Here is a 21,168-nt window from a genome sequence, read left to right as displayed (position 1 = left end):
TCAATCGCCCTAAAATCTCAGTCCTTGGCGCGCTCGACGTAAGAACCGTCGGCGGTCATCACCACCACGCGCGTGCCGGCCGAGATATGTGGCGGCACGGCCGTGCGCACGCCGTTGGAGAGTATCGCCGGCTTATAGGACGAAGACGCCGTCTGGCCCTTGGTGACCGGCTCGGTGTCGACCACCTCGAAGGTGGCGCGCTGCGGCAGCACCAGCGAGATCGGCACGCCGTTGAACTGCGCGAGCTGCACGGCCATGCCTTCCTGCAGATAGGGCGCCATGTCGCCGACCACGGCTTCCGAGGCCACGACCTGGTCGTAGCTTTCCGGGTTCATGAAGTGAAAACCTTCGCCGTCGGAATAGAGGAAGGTGTGCTCGCGCTCCTCGACATAGGCGCGCTCGACCATTTCGGTCGTACGGTAGCGCTCCGAGACCTTCACCCCGTCGCCGATGCGGCGCATGTCGAGCTGGGTCACCGGCGTGCCCTTGCCAGGGTGGATGTTTTCGGCAAAGAGGATGACATAAAGCTTGCCGTCCTTATCGACGACGTTGCCTTTGCGTAAGGAACTGGCGATGACCTTGACCACGATATTCGATCCCGTTCGAGTTTTTCGGCCTGCAAGCGTCGATTTCCGCGAAGCGGCGACGGCGGCCATCGCGTGCGCCCTAGCGCATCTTGCGCCGAACCGCCAGCCTGTCGGGCGATTTTCCTGCCCATGACCGCCGCTTCGCCCTGGTGGACGCCGCATATTCATGCCGACCGCCGGCCCCGGCTGATGGCGCGCAATGCCATCGCCGCCGCCCTGCGCGGCTGGTTCGCGCAGCGCGATTTCGTCGAGGTGACGACCTCGGCCCTGCAGGTTTCGCCGGGGAACGAGGCGCATCTCGCCGCCTTCGCCACCGAGGCGATCGGGCCCGACGCATCGCGCCGGCAGCTCTATCTCCACACCTCGCCGGAATTCGCCTGCAAGAAGCTGCTCGCCGCCGGCGAGGAACGCATCTTCAGCCTCGGCCCGGTCTGGCGCAACCGCGAGCGCGGGCCGCTGCATCACCCCGAGTTCACCATGCTTGAATGGTACCGCGTCGGCGATACAGTTGAGCGTCTGATGGCCGACTGCGCCGAATTCCTGGCGCTCGCCGCGGAAAAAGCCGGCGCTAAGAGTTTCCGTTTTCGCGGCCGCGAGGCCGATCCGTTCGCCGAGCCGGAGCGGCTGAGCGTGGCGGAGGCTTTCCTGCGCCACGCCGGCATCGACCTGCTCGCGACCGTATCGGCCGACGGCAGCACCGACCGCGACGCCCTTCACGAGGCACTGGTCCGCGCCGGCCTGCGCACTGCGCCCGACGACAACTGGGCCGACCTGTTCAGCCGGGTGATGGTCGAAAAAGTCGAGCCGGTGCTTGGGCAGGGGCGGGCCACCATCTTATACGGCTATCCGATTTCGGAAGCGGCGCTCGCCCGGCCGAGCGCTGAAGATCCGCGCGTCGCCGAGCGCTTCGAGCTCTATTGCTGCGGCGTCGAGCTTGCCAACGCCTTCGGCGAGCTGACCGATGCGGCCGAACAGCGCCGCCGCTTCGCCGCCGAGATGGATGAGAAAGAGCGCGTCTATGGCGAGCGCTATCCGCTGGACGAGGATTTCCTCGCCGCTTTGGCCATCATGCCGCAAGCCAGCGGCTCGGCCCTCGGCTTCGACCGGCTGGTGATGCTGGCAACAGGGGCCGCAAGGGTCGACGACGTGATCTGGGCGCCGGTGGCGTGATTTTAGCCGCCGTCGGCCCTCGAGTCAGGTCGGGATTTTCTCTGACCCTGCAAGGCCAGGAATTGCTTATAGCCTTTGCGCCCCATGCGAGCGCGTAACGCCTCGCGCGTCTCGGCCTCTCCGCATGCCGCCAGGATCTCGTCGAAGTGATCAGCCAAAATATCCTGAATTGCAGGGTCGTTGAAATATGCCTTCAACGAAATCCCGTCCGGCACGCTGGGAGCATCCATCAGGGTCCAGAAAGCATGTCCGTGTGTCGACACAAAATCCCGGGCACGTGAGGCCAGTTCGCGCACCATAGCACTTCGCCGCACGCGCGAACGCTGATGGGCGGCTTTGCTGAATGTCCTCAAGTTCGGCAAGGAGGGCTGCGCGCCATGCACGTTGCCTCCGTGAATTCGGTAGGCCGAAAGCGGAAGGTCTATGCAGGCCGAACCAGCCAAGGCATGCACGAACGGCATGAAATAATTGTCGGTCGCGGCATTGCCGACCACAGCCAGGGATGGCTTGCATCGGACGAGATAATGCCGCTTGTACACGTTCGCCGTACCAGGCGACCAGTGCCAGCCGGCTTCGTGAGGCTCTATCACCGTGGACTGTTGCCCGAGCAGCTCGCGCTCCCGTCGTCCCAGAATCATGTGATCTGAGTGTGAACGGTCGGGATCAAGGGGGCCGCCCACTCTGCGGTGCAGCAACCATGCGAAACCAGAAGACAGCGGCCGCCCGGCATGATCGGTTTCAAGAACGCCGCCCGACGTGGCGCCGATCGTCGGGCAATCGCAATGAAGCTGGGCGTGAAAGGCCGCGAAGTTCGCGAACAGGAAATCGTCGGCGTCAACGATACAGACCAATTCGCCCGCCAGGCGATCCAGAACGTGAAGGAACGCGCCCATCTGGTGCAGGTTGTCATCCAGATATTCAAACGCCAGCCTGGGGTCGGTATTCTCGAATCGCGCGATGACATCGCGGCTGTCGTCGGTCGAGGCGTTGTCGAGGACAACGCATTCGAACTCGCCGTAATCCTGCGACAGAACGCTCGATATCGCCTGGCCGACATACTGGCCGTAATTGTGGTTGATGATGACGAAGCTGATCTTCGGTGCGGTCATTATCGCTTCCGTCCGATCCTCAGAGAGATGCGGACATCGCGCAACAGCGATTTCGAGAGGACGCGCATTGGAATTCGGCCGCCGAAACCGGCTCTGAGGATGGATCTTGCCTGGGCTCCGGAAAACCGGGCCAGCACCTCTCTGCTGAACCTCCTGGCACCGAAAACAGACCTCAATTGCGGCGCGTTGCGCTCGAATATCTCGACCGCGATCTCGTCGCTGAAATAGTCGCGCAACCTGTCGGGGTTTTCTCGCGTGACCCGGTCCACGACCGGCCAGAACTCGCCTCCTGAAAGCCAGTCGAACCTTTCGCTTCCTTCGATCAGATACTTGACGCTTTCATATGTGAATTTCTGCAATTTGGCCGCGTATTCTCTGGTTCCGCTGCGAATGCCCTCCACGCTTTCGCCGGTGGCGAAATAATTGCTTGAATGCAGACGATAGCCGGACAAGGGCATGTCGATCAGCGCGCTGCCGGCAACCGCATGGCATATTGTATTGAAATAGCCGTCGGCAGACGTCATCCAGGGTTTGCTGCCATCGTCCAACCGCAGCAGATGCAGGACCGAGGTGCGGAACATGTTGGCGCTGCCCGGCGCCCAGAACCAGCCGACGTGCGCACGCGGTATGGTCGCCGTGCTGGCGTCGAGGAGCCGGTATTGCGACGGGGAGACGGTCGGCAGCCGCAGCACGGTCCGCTCACCTCGCAGGCCTCGCTGCGCGCCCGGTCTGTTCAGCCGGAGTTGCTGGTACGAGGCCGTCAGGGCTGCGCCTGTCGAGTCCATCTCTGCGACGTTGGCCGAAGTGAAGCCGACGCTTCGTTGCAATGCCATATGCACCTGAATGTGCGTCGAAGCGTAGTTGTCGAACAGCACGTCGTCCGCGTCCACGAAGGTGACGAATCCGCCGTTCACCTTGTCCAGAGCCCACAGCGCGGCGCCGAGCTGGCCGTGGTTCTGCGCCAGCGTCTCCACCCGGAAACGCGGATCGCCTTCGACATGCCGGGCAATCACCTGCGCGCTGTCGTCGGTCGAGCCGTTGTTGATGACGATGCACTCGAAATGCGGATAGTCCTGTCTGCGTATGGAATCGATCGTCGCGCCGACATAGCCGCAGTAATTCCAGTTGATGACGACGAAGCTGACCAGCGGCGGCGACAGCGCGCCGCCGGCGAGCCCGTCAATGTCGCGGCCGGCGATCGTGAATGACTTGGCCGCGACGTTCTCGCTCTTGCGAATGACGATCTGCTGGCCCCGGTGCAACAGCTCGTATTCCCCGGCGACCTGGCTCAGGAAGGCTTCTATCCCTGCCTGGGGACGCCTGGCCATCGGCAGATCCGGCCCCCACCGGTAATCGTCCAGGATCATGACACCGTCATTGTCGAGCAGGTCCCAGGCCAGTCGGGCATCGCTGTAAACGGAGGTGGCGCAATGATCGCCGTCGACATAGACCACGTCATACAGCCGTCCTTCGCCGGCAAGGCCTGGCAGGATCGTCAATGAATGGCCTTTGCGTTTCTCGACCCGGCCGGCGAAGGGCTTGAGGTTGCGGTCGAAGCGTCGTTCGACCTCGGCCATATCAGATTCATGCTTCGAGCCAGGCTCGAGATGCTCTTCGCTGCCCTGAAAGCTGTCCACGCAGGTAATGCGGGATTTTGGCAGGAATTGCAGGAAAAACAGCGCGGAACGCCCCTCGAACGAGCCGATTTCGAGCACAGCCGTCGCCGTGCCGGCCTTGTCGCCGAGAAGCTCCTCCCAAAGCTTCAGGTGATGGGAGGTCCAGTCATGGGTAAACTCTCCGTCGACAAAATAATCCATCCTTCCCCCATTAGCCCGGCGCTGAAGCGCGCGCGGCCAAGCCCATTTCGTCAGAACGTGACACTGTTCCAGCGATCGGAACCCCTTCCGGTCGCTTTGGACGGTTTGGCCGCGGTATCCTGATTGCCCTGAGCCCATTGCACAAGCGGCAATGGAACAATAGATGGTGCGTGAGCATCCAGCAGATGGTGCGTGAGCATCCGCAGACAGTGTGTGAGCATCAATGGATGGGCGCGGGCGTGATCCCGACCTGACAGACCGCGTGAACAGACAGGAACAACCGCATGACCGATAAGCTCGACGCAGCGAAATTGACCGATCGCGTCGCGGCGCTCGTCGAGGCCGCCAGGCGCGCCGGCGCCGATGCGGCCGACGCGGTGGCGGTGCGCGGCCGTTCGGCCGGCGTGTCGGTTCGGCTGGGCAAGGTCGAAGGCACCGAATCATCGGAGAGCGAGGACGTGTCGCTGCGCGTCTTCATCGGCCAGCGTGTGGCGAGCGTCTCGGCCACCGCCGCATCCGACCCGAAGGCGCTCGCCGAGCGTGCCGTGGCTATGGCCAGGGTTTCGCCCGAAGACCCGTTCCAGGGCCTCGCCGATCCCGCGCTGCTCGCGCGCAATTTGCGCGATCTCGACCTCTTTGACCCGACAGAGGTATCGGCAGACGAGCTGAAGGAAGCTGCCCTTGCCGCCGAAGCGGCTGCGTTGGCCGTCAAGGGCGTCACCAATTCCTCGGGCAGCAGCGCCGGCGCCGGCCTGGGCGGTATGGTTCTCGCCACATCGCATGGCTTTGTCGGCCAGTACGTCGCCTCGCGTTTCTCGCGCTCGACCAGCGTCATTGCGGGTGAGGGAACGGCGATGGAACGCGACTACGAATTCTCGTCGCGCCAGCATTTCGCCGACCTCGACACGCCGGAAGAGATCGGCCGCAAGGCGGGCGAACGTACCGTTCGCCGCCTCGGCGCCCGCAAGGCGAAGACCGGCCCGGTCGACGTAGTATTCGATCCGCGCGTCGCGCGCGGCATTGCCGGCCATCTCGCCGGCGCCATCAACGGCGCCGCGGTCGCCCGCAAGACCAGCTTCCTGCGCGACATGATGGGTAAGCAGGTGGCGTCGGCCGCGATCACCGTCACCGACGAGCCTTTGCGGCGGCGCGGCCAGGCCTCGCGCCCCTTTGATGGCGAGGGCATCGAGGGCGAGAAGCTGCTGATGGTCGAGAAGGGCATCTTGAATCACTGGTTCCTGTCCACCTCGGCCGCGCGCGAGCTCGGCCTTGTCACCAACGGGCGCGGCTCGCGCAGCGGCTCGTCGGTTTCGCCGTCCTCGACCAACCTTGCCATCGAGCCCGGCGAGCGCTCGCCGGAAGATCTGATCGCGTCGTTGAAGAGCGGCTTCTATGTCACCGAGGTATTCGGCCAGGGCGTCGACATGGTGACCGGCGAATACAGCCGCGGCGCTTCCGGCTACTGGATCGAGAACGGCGCATTGGCCTATCCGGTCGCCGAGGTCACGATAGCCTCGAACCTGAAGGCCATGTTCCTCAACATGGTTCCGGCGAACGATCTCGACCGTAATTTCGGCACCGCGGCGCCGACGCTCCTGATCGAAGGGATGACCCTTGCCGGCGCTTGACCAATTGACCTCGAGCGAGGCCCGCGACGATCTTGCTTTGCTGCGCGACGCCGCCCGCGAAGCCGGCGCAATCGCCATGGGCTATTTCGGCAAGAACCCGCAGGTGTGGATGAAGGGCGGCACCTCGCCGGTGAGCGAGGCCGATCACGCCGCCGATACCTACCTGCGCGAGACCTTGCTCCGGCTGCGTCCGGATTATGGCTGGCTGTCGGAGGAGACCGCCGATGACCATGCCAGACTGTCGGCCCGCCGCACCTTCGTGGTCGACCCGATCGACGGCACGCGCGGCTTTCTCGACGGCCTGCATTCCTGGTGTGTCAGCGTCGCAGTGGTCGAGAACGGGCGCTCGCTCGCCGGCGTGCTCGAATGCCCGGCCAAACGCGAGACCTATTGGGCGCTGCCGGGCGAGGGCGCCTATCTCAACGACAAGCGTATCTATGTGCGCCCGCTGGGCGAAAGCGTCGATATCGGCGGACCCAAGCCGCTGGTCGACTTGATGCCGCCGGCATGGCAGGACAGGCTGCGGCGGACGGCCTACATCCCTTCGCTTGCCTATCGGCTGGCGATGATCGCCGCCGGAAAGCTCGATGCGACCTTCGTCAAGCCGAGCGCGCATGACTGGGACATCGCCGCCGCAGACCTCATCCTTGCCGAGGCGGGCGGAGCATTGCTCGACCGCACCGGCAAGCCGCCGCGCTATGCCGGCGAGGTGATCAACCATGGTGCGCTCGCCGCGGGCAGCGGCGAGCTGCTCGGCGTGCTCGCCAGGGTGATCGCTGGGATTGACCAAGGGTGAGTCGGCCCGCAGTTCCAAAATCGGCTGCTTTGGGCTAAACGTTTCACAAAATTCATGAATCTGCGAAGGATCGGCATGGCCGTGGAAGACGGAAAGAAGCAGCTTTTGCACCTGGTGTTCGGTGGCGAGCTGAAAAAGCTGGGTGGAACCGAGTTTCGCGACCTGGACGCGCTCGACATTGTAGGCATCTATCCCGACTATCAATCGGCGCACGCCGCCTGGAAGGCGAAGGCGCAGGCAAGTGTCGACAATGCTCATATGCGCTATTTCGTTGTTCATCTACACCGCTTGCTCGATCCAGAATCGAAGGTCGGCGGTTGACGTCGATGGAGCATGAAGCGGTGAAAGGGGCGACTCGGCCGCGCGCCGCCAGACGCGGCGGAACGCGCACGCTGTGGCGGCGCATCCGCGAGCCTTTGGCGCAGTCGAGTTTCGTCAAGAACTTCATCGCCAGCCTGTTCGCCTGGTTCTTGCGGTTGATTCGCGTCACCAGCCCGCTCGTCGAAGGCTCGACCCGGGTAGCCGGCGGCGCTTATGCGCATCTTGAGCCGGGCATCATCGCGCTCTGGCACGGCCAGCACCTTTTGACCCCTGCCTATTACCCCGAGGGCCGGCCGCTGGTCGCCATGGTTTCGCGCAGCGCCGACGCCGAGCTCCAGGCGCTGATGATCGAGAAATTCGGCATCGAGGCAGTGCGCGGCTCCGGCGGCCGCGACAATTCGAGGCATTTGGACAAGGGCGGCGCCAAGGCCTTGATCGCGCTGAGGAAGGCGCTTGCCACCGGCAAGAACGTCGCCATGATCGCCGATATTCCGAATGGCACGCCGCGCGACGCTGGGCTTGGCATCGTTCTCCTGGCAAGGCTTTCCGGCCGGCCGATCCTGCCATCGGCCATCGCCACCAGCCGCCGCAAGGTGCTGGAGAAGAGCTGGGACAAGACCACCATCAACCTGCCGTTCGGCCGCTCCGCGGTCATCGTGGGCGAGCCTGTTTTCGTGCCCGCCGATGCCGATGACGCCGAGATGGAGCGCAAGCGCCAGGAGGTCACGGCCTCCCTCAACGCCGCGACGGCTGAGGCTTATCGCCTCGTGGACGGCGGCAAATGAGCGAGCGCTGGGCGCGTGCGGCCCTGACTGCCTATCGCTATGCGGGGGCGGCCGCCTATCCGCTGATTGGCCCCTATGTCGCCTGGCGCGCCTCGCGCGGCAAGGAGGATCGTGTCCGCCGCCGAGAACGCTATGGCATCGCCGGCCGTCCCCGTCCGGAAGGACCGGTGATCTGGATCCATGCCGCAAGCGTGGGCGAGACGATCGCGGTGGTGCCGCTGGTCGAGAGCATCCTCGACTATGGCGTCAACATCGTCTTGACCACGGGCACCGTGACCTCGGCCAAGGTCGCCGAAGAGCGCCTCGGCAGCCGCATCATCCACCAATATGTGCCGCTCGATCTGAAGCCCGCGGTAAGCCGTTTTCTTGATCACTGGCGGCCGGAACTGGCGATCATCGCCGAATCGGAAATCTGGCCGATGACCATCCTGGAACTTGGCGCCCGCAACGTGCCGCAGGTTCTGGTCAACGGCCGGCTGTCGGACCGCTCCTTCATGTCCTGGAAGAAGCGCGCCGGCGTTGCCGAGGCGCTGTTCGAGAATCTTGCCCACGTCATCGCCCAGTCGGATGTCGACGGCGAGCGGTTCCGCGCGCTGGGCGCCCGGCCGGTCACCGTTTCCGGCAACCTCAAGGTGGATACCAATCCGCCGCCGGTCGACGAGCGGGCCTTGGCCACCCTGCAGCGCCAGATCGGCGGCCGTCCGACCTGGGCTGCGATCTCGACTCATGATGGCGAGGAGGTCGTGGCCGCGGAGGTCCATGCCAGCCTGCATAGGCGCCATCACGGGCTCTTGACCATCGTCGTGCCGCGTCACCCCGATCGCGCCGATGCGCTGGCCGCGCAGATTTCCGGCATGGGCCTGTCCGTGGCAAGGCGCGGCAAGGGCGACCGCATCTCCCACGATACCGACATCCTGCTCGGCGATACGATCGGCGAGATGGGCCTTTATCTGAGGCTGACCGAGATCGCTTTTGTCGGCCGCTCGCTGACTTCGCAAGGCGGCCAGAACCCGCTCGAGCCGGCGATGCTCGAAACCGCCGTGCTGGCCGGGCGTAACGTGCAGAATTTCCGCGAGGCCTATCAGCGCCTGCTCGACAGCGGCGGCGCCAAGCTGGTGCGCGACCGTGACATGCTGGCCGGCGCCGTCAATTTCCTTTTGACCAACGAAGTGGCGCGCCACGAGATGATGGCGGCGGGTGCCGCCACCGTCGACGAAATGCGCGGCGCGCTTGCCCGCACGCTGAAATCGCTGGAGCCCTATATCCAGCCTCTGGTCGTCAAGGCGCGCCTGAAAGGCGCAAACGGGCGCTAGATCATGACCCCAGAAATCGGATCCGATTTTTGGAAAAGTCCATGCGCGAAGCCGAGACGCATGGGGCAGGCGCGATGACCAGCGAAGCGCCACCCTTCTGGTGGGAAAAGCCGGACTGGCGCGTGCTTGCGCTGTCGCCCGCATCGGCGATCTACGGGCTGGTCGCCGGCCGTCGCATGCGCCACGCGCCGCGCGAGAAGGTCGCAGCGCCGGTCCTGTGCGTCGGCAACCTTACCGTCGGCGGCAGCGGCAAGACACCGGTCGCCATCGCTTTGGCCAAGCAGGCCAAGCGCATGCAGCTCACGCCAGGCTTCCTGTCGCGCGGCCATGGCGGCTCGTTCGCCAAGCCTCATGTCGTCGATGCGCATCACGACGCCGCCAAGCATGTCGGTGACGAGCCGCTGCTCCTGGCCGAGCATGCGCCCGTCGCGGTGACGGCCAACCGCGCCGCCGGTGCGAAGCTGCTCATCGAAGAACGTGGCTGCGATTTCCTGATCATGGATGACGGGTTCCAGTCGGCGCGCGTCCATATCGACTATGCGCTGGTCGTGGTCGACGCCCGCTTCGGCATCGGCAACGGCCGCGTCATCCCGGGCGGGCCTCTCCGCGCCAAGGTCGTCGACCAACTGGTCTTCACCAGCGGCTTGCTGAAGATGGGCGAGGGGACCGCCGCCGACGGCGTCGTGCGCCAGGCGGCGCGCGCCGGGAGGCCGATCTTCCTGGCGCATGTCGAGCCGGCCGACCCGTCGCGTTTCGCCGGCGGCCGCTTCCTGGCCTTTGCCGGCATCGGTCATCCGGAGAAATTCTTCGACACGGTGCGCGGCGCGGGCGGCGAAGTGGCTCAGTCGCGCGCTTTTCCGGATCATCATTTCTACGCCCAGGACGAGCTTGCCGACCTCCTGGCGCTCGCGCGGCAGGAGGGGCTGCGCCTCGTCACCACCGCAAAGGACGCCGCGCGGCTGCGCCATGGCGAGACGCCTGCCGGTTTCCTCGCCCAGCTGGACGTGCTCGACATCGAGGCCGTGTTCGAGCTCGATCATGTGCCCGAACGCATCGTCGACGAGACGCTCGACGCCTGGCGCCTGCGCAAGATGCGGGGCTAATGCATGTCGCGCAAAAAATGTGCAGCGGTTTTGCGATAACGACATGCATGAAGACAAAGACTTAAAGCGGCGCGCCCACCGTCAATTGCTGTTGATGAGGCGGCGGAAGTAGCGAACCGTTTCGCCGAGCCCATCCTCGAGAGCGACGCGAGGAGACCAATCCAGCGTCGACCGCGCCAGACCTATGTCGGGTTGGCGCTGGCGGGGATCGTCCTGCGGCAGGGGCTTGAACTCGATTTTGGACTTGCCGCCCACAAGGCTCAATACAAGTTCGGCCAGTTCCAGGATCGTGACTTCCGTCGGGTTGCCGACGTTGAGGGGGCCCACGAAATCGTCGGGCGTAGCCATCATCCGAACCATCGCATCGACGAGATCGTCGACATAGCAGAAGCTGCGGGTGTGGCTACCGTCGCCGTAGATGGTTATGGGATCATTCTGCAAGGCCTGGACGATGAAGTTGCTGACCACCCGTCCGTCCGACGGGTGCATGCGAGGCCCGTATGTATTGAATATGCGCACCACCTTGATGGGTAATTTCGACTGACGCCGGTAGTCGAAGAACAGCGCCTCGGCGCATCTCTTGCCTTCGTCGTAGCAACTGCGCGGCCCGATCGGATTGACGTGGCCCCAATAGGCCTCGGTCTGGGGATGGACTTGCGGATCGCCATAGACCTCGGATGTCGATGCCTGAAGGATCCTGGCCCCGGAAGCGCGTGCAAGATCGAGCATGTTGATCGCCCCATAGACGCAGGTCCTGGTGGTCTCGATCGGAATGCGCTGATAGTGAACAGGCGAGGCCGGGCAGGCGAGGTTGAAGATTTCATCCGTTTCGACTTTGAGAGGCACGGTAACGTCGTGCCTCAGAAACTCGAAATGTGGATTGCCCAGAAGATGACCGATATTTTGCGCCGAGCCGGTGGAAAAATTATCGGCACATAGTACCTGCCGGTCTTGTGCCAGCAGCAGGTCGCAAAGATGCGAGCCGATAAAGCCGGCCCCACCCGTCACAAGAACCTTCACAACAAACCCCCGTACCCGTCGCCCTTTGCTGTCTATAGCCCCAGAAAGGCGAAAGTGTCAGCACTGAAACGACGGAGTGGGACCATCGATGGGAAGGGAAGAAGTGGCTACGGCTATCCTGCGCGCCGCATCGCCTGCAGGATCGCCTCGTCGCGCTCGACATTGAGCTTGCTTTCGAAGTCGAAATGCCAATCCCTGTCGCGCAGCGCGGAAGTCGAGGCGTCGCCGCGCCGGATTTTCTGGTCGAGGTCGGCAAGTGATCGCGACCAATAGTGATTGATCCTCAGGATATCGAACTGGGGAGGCATGCCGGGCGCGATGGTCCGTCGACGGGTGTCCATCCCTTCACCGGACAGGAATTTCGACTGATGGACGCCCACTCTGTAGACCATGCGCGGGTTGAGGATTGTCTTGACCGTCGTGATGTCCGGCCCGGCTCGCATCGTATAGGCCTCGACCACCGGCCGTTCTGGTCGCTCCGCTTGGCCAGAGGAGCCATAGAAAGCTTGCCAGACGCAAACGCCTGGCAGGTCGCGATAGTCCCTCAGAACCGAGGCTACGTCACGTCCGTCGGGCGCGAAAAGAAACTCATCGATGTCGAAGAATCCGATCCACAACGCTTCGCGCCAGCGCCTGCGGATGCAGTCCCTATAAGCCGACAGCTGCCCCACCGGCCGCGGCCAGTCGACCACCGTGACCAGGCCCTCCTGAATGAACGGATTCAATACGGCTTTGAAGTCGTCGGTCGAGAAGTTGTTGTAGAGATAGAAATGCTCGAATCCCACATTCTGATGGAACCTGATCCATTCGGCCAGGAACGGCGCTTCCTCGCGGAAGATTGCGCAGGCCGTCAGCTTGAATCGGGGCGCCCTCGACACCGCCCGATCGCGCCATCTCGCGCGCATGACAAGCGGCATGCGAAGAAGTGTCTTGAGAGATTTCCTGAAGTTTTTCAATGTAGTACCCTGAGCGGTCGAGCTTGGCTGCCAAGCGCCATGGGCTCGCAAGGCTTATCCGCGCTTGCGCAATTCCGGGTGCATCTCGATCTCGCGGGCAAGCGACACCGCGGCGTTCACATAGGGCTCCTGCCGGGCGACGCTCCAATATTTGAGCTCGTCGAGCGGAATGTTCTCGCCCGTCACCGCACAGCGCACGAAGGAGCCGGGACTGGTGACTTGGAAGTCGCCGTCGAGATAACGGATCCGGGCTTCCCTGCCGCCCGGGCCTTCGAAACGGTTCATCATGAAAGGACGCTGCAGTTCATCGGGTTTCAATCGCCATAAATCGCAAGCAACGTCAAGCTTGACGCAATGCTCATCCGGTATGGCTGCAGCGACAAATGGTTCCCGGAGCCCCGGCATGAACATCACTCCGCCCCGCTTGAACACGCTGATCAATGAGCCGCTCACCCCGCATGCGATGCCTTCGCCGAAGGCCGATCCGGCGACGGCGGCTTTGATCAAGACGCTGGTCCAGCCGCCGGCGCCATCAATGGTGCAGGCGGCGCAGTTCGCTGCGCAGACGCTGCAGAGCGCACAGCCGCGCCCTGCCGTCCAGGCATCGCCACGCCTGTCGTCCTCCGAGGCCGAGGACGCTTACCGGGCCGTCATGGAGCCCGATGCTGCCTTGGATGACGCGCCGGCAAGACCTTCGACGGGCAGGGCGGCGACAGATACCGATCAGGCACCGCGCGGCTTCGCCTCACCGCAGGCAGCGGTCGCCGACAATGCGCCCAGAGCCCCGGTTGCGCCTGCATTGTCCACATTTTCGCCGGCCGTCGCTTCCGCCGCGATGCTGGTCGCGGCCAACGCCAATGCACCGCAGCCTCGCGGCGCCGCGGTTCGTCCGGCTGGTCACGCGCCGCGATCCGATTCTGTTGCGGTATCGCTCTGGACGATCTCGGTCGTCACGGCCGTCGTCTCGGCGGTGACGGCAACGATTATGGTGCTCTTGCTTCGATAAGCCCGCTCAAACGCCGTCCTGAAGGAAAGCCTCGAGCTTTTCCGGAGCAAGCCCTGCCTGTTCGGCGATGCGCCTGGCAAGGTCCGCCGCTGCCGCGCGCGGCCGGCCGACCGGGCGGTCCATCCAGTAAGACACCGGATTGAGCGCGACGCGCTCGTCGACGGCAACGATGCGGCCGGATTGGAGTTGGTCTGCCGTCAGCGGTGGCCGCGCCAGCGCTATGCCCAACCCATGCGCGGCCGCATCGAGCACCAGATTATAGTCCTCGAAACGCCGGTCCTGCGGACGCGGGCGATAGTCCATGTCCTGCGCCGCGAGCCAGGCGCGCCAGGCGGATGCGTCGGAATCGTTGATCAGCGGGAATTTCAGCAGCCGGGCAGGGTCGCCTCGTCCGATCTCCTTCGCCAGCTCCGGCGAGGCGATCGGGAAAATATGCTCCTCGAATAGCTGCACCGAGATGCGGCCCGGAATGCGGCCGCGCCCGCAGCGCACCGAAAGATCGATGCCTTCGTCGGCGAGATCGGCCTGGCGGTTGTCGACGTCAAGCACGATGCGCAGCTTGGTCGGATGGTTCTCCAGCGCGGCCATGCGCGGCATCAGCCACAGCCCGCTCACCGACGGGATCGAGGCCAGCCGCACCACGGCCGTGCCGCGCGGCTCGACCCAGCGGTCGGAGTTGAACGAGATCAGCGCGAAGGCTTCGGCTGTCCTCAAATGCAGCCGGTTGCCCTCGATCGTCAGCGTCACGCCACGCGCGTTGCGCTCGAACACTTTCAAGCCAAGCCAGTCCTCCAGCTTGGCGATCTGACGGCTCACCGCGCCATGAGTGAGGTTGAGCTTTTCAGCCGCCGCGGAAAAACTTCCCATGCGCGCCGCCGCATCGAAGGCGCGCAGGGTTTCAAGCGGCAGTATCTGGTCAGAGCTGTGATCCATGCTCACAGCTGACTCTCGAATTGGTCGTTTGTCAATTGGCCGGCAATGGCGTTCTCTGCATCCATGACGCAGAAAGACGAGGCTACGGCAATGAGCGCTTACACCGGCACGTTGAATGAGACACAGCGCATGGACACCGCGGCCGCAATCGCGGTGACGCTGACGGTCATCGGCTGGGCTTCGGCTTTCCCGGCGATCCGCGCCGGCCTTGCCGCCTTCCAGCCGCTGGAACTCGGCGCGCTGCGCTTTGCCATCGCGGCGGTTCCGGCCGCCATCTTCCTCGCGGTGAAGCGCCCGGCACTGCCCCGAGTGGACGAGCTGTGGCGCTTCGGCTTCGGCGGCGCCATCTTCGTCGCGCTCTACACCGCCATGCTCAATTTCGGCGAGCTGACCGTCTCGGCAGGTGCGGCCGGCTTCATCATCAATGTCAGCCCGATCTTCACCGCCATCATGGCGATGGCGCTGCTTGGCGAGCGCTTCTCGGTGCTTGCCTGGCTGGGCACCGTCATTTCCTTCGCCGGCATCGGCATCATCGCGCTGGCCGACGGGCACGGCCTTCATTTCAACGCCGGCGCGCTGCTGGTGCTGGGCTCCGCGCTCTGCTCCGCCGTCAATACCATTGTGCAGAAGCCGCTCTTTGCCCGTCATCATCCTCTGACGATATCCGCTTCCAACATGGTGCTCGGCGCGCTCTGCCTGTCGCCCTTCCTGCCCGAGGCTTTTTCGCAGGCAGCGGTCGCCGACACCGCCGGTCTTGGCGCCGTCATCTATCTCGGCATCGTACCCTCGTTGATCGCCTATGCCGCATGGGCGACCGCGCTGTCGCGCCTGCCCGCCGCGCGCGCCTCGAACTTCCTCTATCTCGTCTCGCCGACCTCCGCCTTGATCGGCTTCTTCTGGCTGGGCGAAGTGCCATCGCTGCTCGGCATCCTCGGCGGCGCGCTGGCGCTGGGCGGCGTGATCGTTGTGAATTTGAAGCGGTAAATCAACTGGTTGCGATCGTTTCTAGACTCAAATTAACAAGTTGGACTCGGTAACCGGGCGCCCCCTGTGATGCGGACGTGAGGCAAGCTATCCTGATCCGCCTTTGATGGAGGGGATCGGGATGGGAAGAGGCTTCATTGCCACGGTTTTCTGCCTGCTGATGCTAAGCGGGAAAGCCTTGGCGGGCTGGTACCAGGTGGAAAACTACGAAGGCTCCATCGGACCGAACCCGGTTCACGTCTCCCTGCAGCGCTATGCCAGCTTCGGCAGCGGCATCAGTGTCAAGGGAAGCTATTTCTACGACGCCAAGCAAAGCCCAATCGCGATCTACGGCAAGGCGGAGGGCTCAAAGCTCACGCTGTGCGAGATCGCGGACGACCAGGAATTTCAACGCGTCCTCGTCATGGGGTCGAAAACACCCGTCGACACCACCGGATGTCCTTTCTCTATCGAGATCAGTGAAAGCGGCGCGGCGGGAAGCTGGAGCAAAGGCGTGGACAAATTTCCCGTTACGCTCAGGAAGGTCGCGAGTCTCGACAATACAGGCGACCTGAAGATCGACGGGACCGTCGAAATTCCCTTTTGGGCTGAGACGACCCGCGACAGATTTGCGGGGATTTACACGAAGTCCGACGCCGGCATCTGCATGACGAAAATGCTGGTGATCAACAAGAAGAAAAAGACGGCCGTTCAGGAGATCGGCTTCGACGATGAGGATTGCAACGCCGGTATGTCGACGACGCCCATTTATATGAACGTGCAAAAATGGGTGGAGGCAGGCAAGGACATCATTTCGGTGGAATTTGGAGGCGGCAAATTCGCAGGCGCGAACGACTATGTTCTCAACCCGACGACAGGAAAATACCACCTCAAGAAATGATATTCAGCGTATGGCGCCGACCCTTGCTGTTGCAACGAGCCAGGGGACGCTCACCGCCGCCCGAACAGCCGCTCGATATCGGTGAGCTTGAGCTCGATATAGGTCGGGCGGCCATGGTTGCAGGTGCCGGAGCCGGGTGTCGCCTCCATCTGGCGCAGCAGCGCGTTCATCTCCTCGGCCTTGAGCAGGCGCCCTGACCGCACCGAGCCGTGGCAGGCCATGGTCGCGGCTATTCTGTCCAGCCGCTCCTTCAGCGTCTCGACGGTGTCGTTGTCGGCGATCTCGTCGGCAAGGTCGCGCACCAGCTGCTGCACATTGGTTTCGCCCAGCATCGACGGCGTCTCGCGCACCGCCACCGCGCCTGGGCCGAAGCGCTCGAGGCCTAGGCCAAATTTGGCGAGCGTCTCGGAATGCATCGCCAGCCGCTCGGCATCCTCTTCCGGCAGGTCGACGATCTCGGGCAGAAGAAGCATCTGCGACGGCACGGCGCGAGAATGCAGCGCATTCTTCAGCGCCTCGTAGACCAGCCGCTCATGCGCGGCATGCTGGTCGACGATGACGAGCGAATCCCTGGTTTGGGCGACGATGTAGTTCTCATGCACCTGCGCGCGCGCCGCGCCCAGCACCATGCCGAGCAGCGCCTCAGTCGGCTCGGCCATGCCGGCGCGGACATCGGCGCTGGCGAGCGGCCCGGTGTCGAAGGCCGCCTGCTCGTTCTCGGCGAAGCCGTTTCGTGGCGCCCGTGCTTCGCCCATGTCGAGCGGCCGCTGCGCCGAGCGCAACGGGTCGAAGCCTCCGGAGGCGGAAGCGTGATAAGCGGCCTCGTAGCTGCGATGGCCGTTGGCCGGGCCGGCATGCGAATAGGGCGCCGCGCCCGGCCGGAATGCCGCCATCATGCCGGCGGCGCCCGTCGTCGCCGCGCGGATGCCGGCGCCGGCCAGCGCCTCGCGGATGGCGCCGACGATCAGCCCGCGCACCAGGCCGGGATCCCGGAAGCGCACATCGGCCTTGGCGGGATGGACATTGACGTCGACGGTCGAGGGATCCAGCGACAGGAAGAGCACCGTCACCGCATGCCGGTCTCGCGGCAGCACGTCGGTGAAGGCGCCGCGGATCGCGCCGGCGATCAGCTTGTCGCGAACCGGCCGTCCATTGACATAGGCATATTGCTGCAGCGCATTGGCACGCGTGTAGGACGGGATTGAGACGTGGCCGGCAAGGTGAACTCCCTCCCGCGCGGCATCGATGGCAATGGCATTGTCCGGGAAATCCTTGCCCATCACTTGCGAGACGCGGGCAAGCCGGCCCTCCGGCGTGTCGCTGGTTGCGGGCAGTTCCAACGTCGAGCGGTCGGCGCCGGCCAGCGTGAAGCGGACAGCGGGAAAGGCGATCGCAATACGCTTCACCACGTCGCTGGTGGCCGAGCTTTCGGCGCGCTCGCCCTTCATGAATTTCAGCCTGGCCGGTGTGGCGAAGAAAAGGTCGCGCACCTCGACCGTGGTGCCTCGATTCGCCGCCGCCGGCTTCACCGCCGAGACCCGGCCGCCATCGATGCTGATCTCGGCAGCGCTGTCGCCGCTTGCCGTGCGCGAGCGGATCGACAGCCGCGCCACCGAGCCGATCGAAGGCAGCGCCTCGCCGCGGAAGCCGAGCGAGCGGATGTCGTGGATGCTGTCGGAGAGCTTGGAGGTGCAGTGCCGCGCGACCGCCAGCGCCAGTTCCTGTTCCGGAATGCCCGAACCGTCATCGGTGACGCGAATGAGGTTCAGCCCGCCGCCGGCGGTGACGATCTCCACGCGCGAGGCTCCTGCGTCGAGCGCATTCTCGACCAGCTCCTTCACCACGCTCGCCGGACGCTCGATGACCTCGCCGGCGGCGATCTGGTTGATCATCGTTTCGGAAAGCTGGCGGATGGGCATGAGGCGACTATAGGCGGATTCGACCGGCGTGGGGGAGGGGCAGGATGAAGTTGGCAACAATTAACGCCCCAGTCCTTCGCACCCCCCTCTGTCCTGCCGGACATCTCCCCCAGTTGGTGGAGATTGGCAGCTTCGCCGGTGGCGCTTCCCTTGCGTTGGAGATTGGCTAAGGTCGGCGCGAAATCTGATCTCCCCCCTCGTGGGGAGATGGCCGGCAGGACAGAGGGGGCGCTGTCCCGCCAGCGTTGCCTGCATCACCGAACGAATGCAAATCTAAGCCTGCGCCACCAGCCAGTCCCTGACCCTGCGCGCATTCTCGCTGAGGTCGCGGTTCTTCGGCCAGATGACGTGGAAGCCGATGCCGGTCCGCATCACATGATCGGTCACCGGCACCAGCAGCCCTGATGCCACCAGCCGCTCGACCAGATGCCGCCAGCCGAGCGAGATGCCTTGTCCCTCCATCACCGCCTGGATCACCAGCGCATAATCGTTGATGCGCAACCCGCGCTCCGCATTGCGCAGGCTGGTTCCGGCCGACGCGAACCATTCGTCCCAGTTCGGCGCCTCGCGATAGGGTTCCTCGAGATGGATCAGCCGGTGCGTTGCCAGTTCCTCGACCGTCTTCGGCTTGCCGAATTTGGCGAGGTAGCTCGGGCCGGCGACCGGGAAGATCTCCTCGTCAGAGAGCGACAGCGAGTGGTAGTCCGGCCAGTCGCGCGGCACCCCGCCGCGCACGCCGAGCGGAATCCCTTCGGCGATGATGTCGAGGTCGCGGTCGGCGGTCTGGATGCGCAGGTCGATACCCGGCAGTTCGTCGCGGAACTGCTGCAGGCGCGGCATCATCCAGAACGAGCCGAAAGCCGTCGAGGCGGCCAAAGTCACATGCCCGCCGGTTGCCTGCAGGCGCAGGTCCTCTGCCGACTTGCGGATATGCGACAGGCCGAGCGAGACGTCGGCATGGAAGCGCTCGCCGGCTTCCGTCAGAAGCACCTGGCGATGGCGCCGCTGGAAGAGCTTGGCGCCGAGCTGCTCCTCCAGCCCGCGCACGGCATAGGAAACGGCGGCCTGCGTCATGCCGAGCTCGCGTCCGGCGGCGGTGAAGCTCGACAGCCGGCCGGCGGCTTCGAAGACGATGAGGCTGCCGGCCGAGGGCAGGAGGTGGCGCAGGCTTCGCATAAGGTGAACTTATACAGAAGATCAGGATTTTCCAGCGTCACAGCCATATTTTGCCTCGCTAACGTGAGTGGCGGGAAGAAGGAGCCTCCATGAACGCACCGGCCGTTGAATTGACCGAACAGACCCACCGCCGCGGCGGTGGCCGTCTTGGCCGCAAGGCGCTGAGAAGCGCGCCGATCGCGTCCTTCCCGACCCTTGTGCGCAAGATCCCCGCCTATGAGATCGTGCCCGACGAGGCGGTGGAACTGATCCACGAGGAATCGCTCAAGATCCTCGAGGAGGTGGGCTGCGAATTCCGCGACGACGGGGCGATAGAGCTCTGGAAAGCGGCCGGCGCCGATGTCAGGCAAACGCGCGTCCGCATCGACCGCGCGCTCCTGATGGAACTCGTCTCGAAAGTTCCGCCTGAGTTCACGCTCAACGCGCGCAATCCGGAGCGCACGGTGCGCGTCGGCGGCAAGAACTCGATCTTCGTGCCGATGTATGGCGCTCCCTATATCCGCGACCTCGACAACAAGCGCCGTTACGGCACGCTCGCCGACCTCAACAATTTCCACAAGATGGCCTACATGGCGCCGGCGCTGCATTCCTCGAGCTCGGTCATCTGCGAGCCGATGGAAATCGCGGTGCCGAAGCGACATCTCCACATCATCCATTCGGCGTTGAAACATTCCGACAAGCCGTTCATGGGCATCGTGACGTCGAAGGAGCGCGCCGAGGACACGATGGCGATGGCTGGCATCGTCTTCGGCGAGGACTTCGTGCGCGACAACCCGGTGCTGGTGGCGATCACCAACTGCAATTCGCCGCTGGTCTGGGACGCCACCATGATCGACGCCATGCGGGTCTATGCGAGCCACAACCAGCCGCTGATCCTGGCGCCTTTCGCGCTATGCGGCGCCTCGACCTCGGCCTCCGCCGTCGGCGCGGTGGCGCAGGTCAACGCCGAGGCGCTCGCCGGCGTGGCGCTCACTCAGCTCATCCGGCCCGGCTCGCCGCAGCTCTACGGCCAGTTCATGGTCACCGTCGACATGAAGACCGGCGCGCCGATGGGCGGCACGCCGGAAGCGGCGCAGATGATGTATCTGATGGGCGCCTTGGCCAGGAAATACAAGCTGCCCTGGCGCACCTCCGGCTTCCATGTCGGCTCCAAGCTCAACGACGCCCAAGCCGGCTATGAAGCGAACATGCTGATGCATGCCGCGATCCTTTCCGGCGCCAATTACATCTGGCATTCCGCCGGTTGGCTGGAGGCGGGCCTCACCTGCGGCTATTCGAAATTCGCCACCGACTGCGAGCAGCTCGTCGGCTGGTATAAATATGCCGGCGGCGTTCCCTTCGACGATTTCAAGGAAGCGATGGCGGCAATCCGCGAGGTCGGTCCGCAAGGGCATTTCCTCGGCACGCAGCACACGCTCGAGCATTTCGAGAGCGCCTTCTTCATGCCCAACATCATGGACTTCAATTCCTTCGAGCAGTGGAGCGCCGAAGGCGCCAAGGATCATGACACGCGCGGCCGAGAAAAGGCGCGCGCCATGCTCGCCGACTACCAGGAGCCGAAGCTCGACGAAGGCATCGCCGAAGGTCTCAGGGATTTGATCGCCCGGCGTGAGGAAAAGCTGCCGGACAGCGTTAGTTAATAGACGAAAGTTCAAGCAAAAGGGC

The 21,168-nt window shown here is 64.2% G+C and carries 20 protein-coding genes; 11 read left to right on the top strand and 9 right to left on the bottom strand.

All coding sequences use genetic code 11. The features are described 5' to 3' along the window. Positions 1 to 17: 17 nt before the first annotated feature. Complete coding sequence (gene efp / locus LB526_RS07930; RefSeq protein WP_095767917.1) at positions 18 to 587, bottom strand: elongation factor P; 570 nt, start codon at positions 585 to 587, stop codon at positions 18 to 20. Positions 588 to 716: 129 nt separating this feature from the next. Here efp and epmA point away from each other — a divergent pair, with 129 nt between their 5' ends. Further along, entirely contained in the window at positions 717 to 1,757 is a 1,041-nt protein-coding gene (gene epmA / locus LB526_RS07925) for an EF-P lysine aminoacylase EpmA (protein ID WP_224544754.1), read from the top strand. Between the two features lie 2 nt (positions 1,758 to 1,759). Here epmA and LB526_RS07920 read toward each other — a convergent pair whose 3' ends face one another. Both LB526_RS07920 and LB526_RS07915 read right to left on the bottom strand, forming a co-directional pair. Continuing rightward, complete coding sequence (locus tag LB526_RS07920) at positions 1,760 to 2,866, bottom strand: glycosyltransferase family 2 protein (RefSeq protein WP_224627139.1); 1,107 nt, start codon at positions 2,864 to 2,866, stop codon at positions 1,760 to 1,762. Beyond that, on the bottom strand, positions 2,866 to 4,821 hold the full coding sequence (locus LB526_RS07915) for a glycosyltransferase (protein WP_224627137.1): 1,956 nt from the start codon (positions 4,819 to 4,821) through the stop codon (positions 2,866 to 2,868). Before LB526_RS07915 ends, LB526_RS07920 begins: the two co-directional genes overlap by 1 nt. 146 nt (positions 4,822 to 4,967) lie before the next feature. Here LB526_RS07915 and LB526_RS07910 point away from each other — a divergent pair, with 146 nt between their 5' ends. The 6 genes from LB526_RS07910 to lpxK all read left to right on the top strand — a co-directional run bounded on the left by LB526_RS07910 (position 4,968) and on the right by lpxK (position 10,629). After that, entirely contained in the window at positions 4,968 to 6,311 is a 1,344-nt protein-coding gene (locus LB526_RS07910; protein WP_224627135.1) for a TldD/PmbA family protein, read from the top strand. Further along, the gene (locus tag LB526_RS07905) at positions 6,298 to 7,107 is read left to right on the top strand and encodes a 3'(2'),5'-bisphosphate nucleotidase CysQ (RefSeq protein ID WP_140840939.1); all 810 of its coding nucleotides are present in this window, start codon (positions 6,298 to 6,300) and stop codon (positions 7,105 to 7,107) included. Before LB526_RS07910 ends, LB526_RS07905 begins: the two co-directional genes overlap by 14 nt. Before the next feature lie 75 nt (positions 7,108 to 7,182). Next, positions 7,183 to 7,428 (top strand): DUF4170 domain-containing protein, encoded by a 246-nt coding sequence (locus LB526_RS07900; RefSeq protein WP_041002569.1) that lies wholly within the window; start codon positions 7,183 to 7,185, stop codon positions 7,426 to 7,428. Positions 7,429 to 7,433: 5 nt separating this feature from the next. After that, on the top strand, positions 7,434 to 8,213 hold the full coding sequence (locus LB526_RS07895; protein ID WP_224544759.1) for a lysophospholipid acyltransferase family protein: 780 nt from the start codon (positions 7,434 to 7,436) through the stop codon (positions 8,211 to 8,213). After that, positions 8,210 to 9,526: a lipid IV(A) 3-deoxy-D-manno-octulosonic acid transferase gene (gene waaA, locus LB526_RS07890; RefSeq protein WP_095767820.1), complete on the top strand. Its 1,317-nt coding sequence runs from the start codon at positions 8,210 to 8,212 to the stop codon at positions 9,524 to 9,526. Before LB526_RS07895 ends, waaA begins: the two co-directional genes overlap by 4 nt. A gap of 74 nt (positions 9,527 to 9,600) precedes the next feature. Continuing rightward, positions 9,601 to 10,629, top strand: coding sequence for a tetraacyldisaccharide 4'-kinase (gene lpxK, locus LB526_RS07885; protein ID WP_224627291.1), 1,029 nt, complete (start codon positions 9,601 to 9,603; stop codon positions 10,627 to 10,629). Positions 10,630 to 10,710: 81 nt separating this feature from the next. Here lpxK and LB526_RS07880 read toward each other — a convergent pair whose 3' ends face one another. From LB526_RS07880 to LB526_RS07870, 3 genes are all read right to left on the bottom strand, one after another. Next, the gene (locus tag LB526_RS07880) at positions 10,711 to 11,649 is read right to left on the bottom strand and encodes a UDP-glucuronic acid decarboxylase family protein (RefSeq protein WP_224627133.1); all 939 of its coding nucleotides are present in this window, start codon (positions 11,647 to 11,649) and stop codon (positions 10,711 to 10,713) included. A gap of 113 nt (positions 11,650 to 11,762) precedes the next feature. After that, entirely contained in the window at positions 11,763 to 12,566 is an 804-nt protein-coding gene (locus LB526_RS07875; RefSeq protein ID WP_224627131.1) for a glycosyltransferase family 92 protein, read from the bottom strand. 93 nt (positions 12,567 to 12,659) lie between these two features. Continuing rightward, the gene (locus LB526_RS07870; protein WP_040986608.1) at positions 12,660 to 12,893 is read right to left on the bottom strand and encodes a DUF2093 domain-containing protein; all 234 of its coding nucleotides are present in this window, start codon (positions 12,891 to 12,893) and stop codon (positions 12,660 to 12,662) included. A gap of 115 nt (positions 12,894 to 13,008) precedes the next feature. On the opposite strand from LB526_RS07870, the gene LB526_RS07865 reads away from it, so the two are divergent. Then, entirely contained in the window at positions 13,009 to 13,611 is a 603-nt protein-coding gene (locus LB526_RS07865; protein WP_224627129.1) for a hypothetical protein, read from the top strand. 6 nt (positions 13,612 to 13,617) lie between these two features. On the opposite strand, the gene LB526_RS07860 is transcribed toward LB526_RS07865, so the two are convergent. Beyond that, complete coding sequence (locus LB526_RS07860; RefSeq protein ID WP_095767816.1) at positions 13,618 to 14,544, bottom strand: LysR substrate-binding domain-containing protein; 927 nt, start codon at positions 14,542 to 14,544, stop codon at positions 13,618 to 13,620. 90 nt (positions 14,545 to 14,634) lie between these two features. Between LB526_RS07860 and LB526_RS07855 the strand changes: the two genes are divergently transcribed. Both LB526_RS07855 and LB526_RS07850 read left to right on the top strand, forming a co-directional pair. Continuing rightward, a complete protein-coding gene (locus LB526_RS07855; RefSeq protein WP_224627127.1) occupies positions 14,635 to 15,528 on the top strand; it encodes a DMT family transporter in 894 nt (297 codons plus the stop codon). Between the two features lie 121 nt (positions 15,529 to 15,649). Then, positions 15,650 to 16,408 carry a hypothetical protein gene (locus tag LB526_RS07850; protein WP_224627125.1) on the top strand — a complete coding sequence of 253 codons (759 nt, stop codon included), beginning with the start codon at positions 15,650 to 15,652 and terminating at the stop codon, positions 16,406 to 16,408. Positions 16,409 to 16,458: 50 nt separating this feature from the next. Here LB526_RS07850 and mutL read toward each other — a convergent pair whose 3' ends face one another. After that, positions 16,459 to 18,327 (bottom strand): DNA mismatch repair endonuclease MutL, encoded by a 1,869-nt coding sequence (mutL, locus tag LB526_RS07845; protein ID WP_224627124.1) that lies wholly within the window; start codon positions 18,325 to 18,327, stop codon positions 16,459 to 16,461. Positions 18,328 to 18,600: 273 nt separating this feature from the next. Beyond that, a complete protein-coding gene (locus LB526_RS07840) occupies positions 18,601 to 19,503 on the bottom strand; it encodes a LysR substrate-binding domain-containing protein (RefSeq protein WP_140634096.1) in 903 nt (300 codons plus the stop codon). Positions 19,504 to 19,592: 89 nt separating this feature from the next. Between LB526_RS07840 and LB526_RS07835 the strand changes: the two genes are divergently transcribed. Beyond that, the gene (locus LB526_RS07835; RefSeq protein WP_140840959.1) at positions 19,593 to 21,143 is read left to right on the top strand and encodes a trimethylamine methyltransferase family protein; all 1,551 of its coding nucleotides are present in this window, start codon (positions 19,593 to 19,595) and stop codon (positions 21,141 to 21,143) included. The last annotated feature ends 25 nt before the right edge of the window (positions 21,144 to 21,168 follow it).

The organism is Mesorhizobium sp. CA6, assembly GCF_020165035.1.
In the GTDB taxonomy this organism is placed as follows: Bacteria; Pseudomonadota; Alphaproteobacteria; order Rhizobiales; family Rhizobiaceae; genus Mesorhizobium.
This window is presented reverse-complemented; position numbering and strand designations above follow the sequence as displayed.

What these genes read in the sequence shown, in the direction of transcription:
- LB526_RS07920 (WP_224627139.1), bottom strand. Translation starts at nt 2,866, where the DNA reads ATGACCGCACCGAAGATCAGCTTCGTCATCATCAACCACAATTACGGC.
- LB526_RS07900 (WP_041002569.1), top strand. Translation starts at nt 7,183, where the DNA reads ATGGCCGTGGAAGACGGAAAGAAGCAGCTTTTGCACCTGGTGTTCGGT.
- LB526_RS07875 (WP_224627131.1), bottom strand. Translation starts at nt 12,566, where the DNA reads ATGCCGCTTGTCATGCGCGCGAGATGGCGCGATCGGGCGGTGTCGAGG.
- mutL (WP_224627124.1), bottom strand. Translation starts at nt 18,327, where the DNA reads ATGCCCATCCGCCAGCTTTCCGAAACGATGATCAACCAGATCGCCGCC.
- LB526_RS07910 (WP_224627135.1), top strand. Translation starts at nt 4,968, where the DNA reads ATGACCGATAAGCTCGACGCAGCGAAATTGACCGATCGCGTCGCGGCG.
- LB526_RS07860 (WP_095767816.1), bottom strand. Translation starts at nt 14,544, where the DNA reads ATGGATCACAGCTCTGACCAGATACTGCCGCTTGAAACCCTGCGCGCC.
- LB526_RS07840 (WP_140634096.1), bottom strand. Translation starts at nt 19,503, where the DNA reads ATGCGAAGCCTGCGCCACCTCCTGCCCTCGGCCGGCAGCCTCATCGTC.
- LB526_RS07835 (WP_140840959.1), top strand. Translation starts at nt 19,593, where the DNA reads ATGAACGCACCGGCCGTTGAATTGACCGAACAGACCCACCGCCGCGGC.
- LB526_RS07865 (WP_224627129.1), top strand. Translation starts at nt 13,009, where the DNA reads ATGAACATCACTCCGCCCCGCTTGAACACGCTGATCAATGAGCCGCTC.
- LB526_RS07855 (WP_224627127.1), top strand. Translation starts at nt 14,635, where the DNA reads ATGAGCGCTTACACCGGCACGTTGAATGAGACACAGCGCATGGACACC.
- lpxK (WP_224627291.1), top strand. Translation starts at nt 9,601, where the DNA reads ATGACCAGCGAAGCGCCACCCTTCTGGTGGGAAAAGCCGGACTGGCGC.
- LB526_RS07870 (WP_040986608.1), bottom strand. Translation starts at nt 12,893, where the DNA reads ATGATGAACCGTTTCGAAGGCCCGGGCGGCAGGGAAGCCCGGATCCGT.
- epmA (WP_224544754.1), top strand. Translation starts at nt 717, where the DNA reads ATGACCGCCGCTTCGCCCTGGTGGACGCCGCATATTCATGCCGACCGC.
- LB526_RS07895 (WP_224544759.1), top strand. Translation starts at nt 7,434, where the DNA reads ATGGAGCATGAAGCGGTGAAAGGGGCGACTCGGCCGCGCGCCGCCAGA.
- LB526_RS07915 (WP_224627137.1), bottom strand. Translation starts at nt 4,821, where the DNA reads ATGGGCTCAGGGCAATCAGGATACCGCGGCCAAACCGTCCAAAGCGAC.
- LB526_RS07850 (WP_224627125.1), top strand. Translation starts at nt 15,650, where the DNA reads ATGGGAAGAGGCTTCATTGCCACGGTTTTCTGCCTGCTGATGCTAAGC.
- waaA (WP_095767820.1), top strand. Translation starts at nt 8,210, where the DNA reads ATGAGCGAGCGCTGGGCGCGTGCGGCCCTGACTGCCTATCGCTATGCG.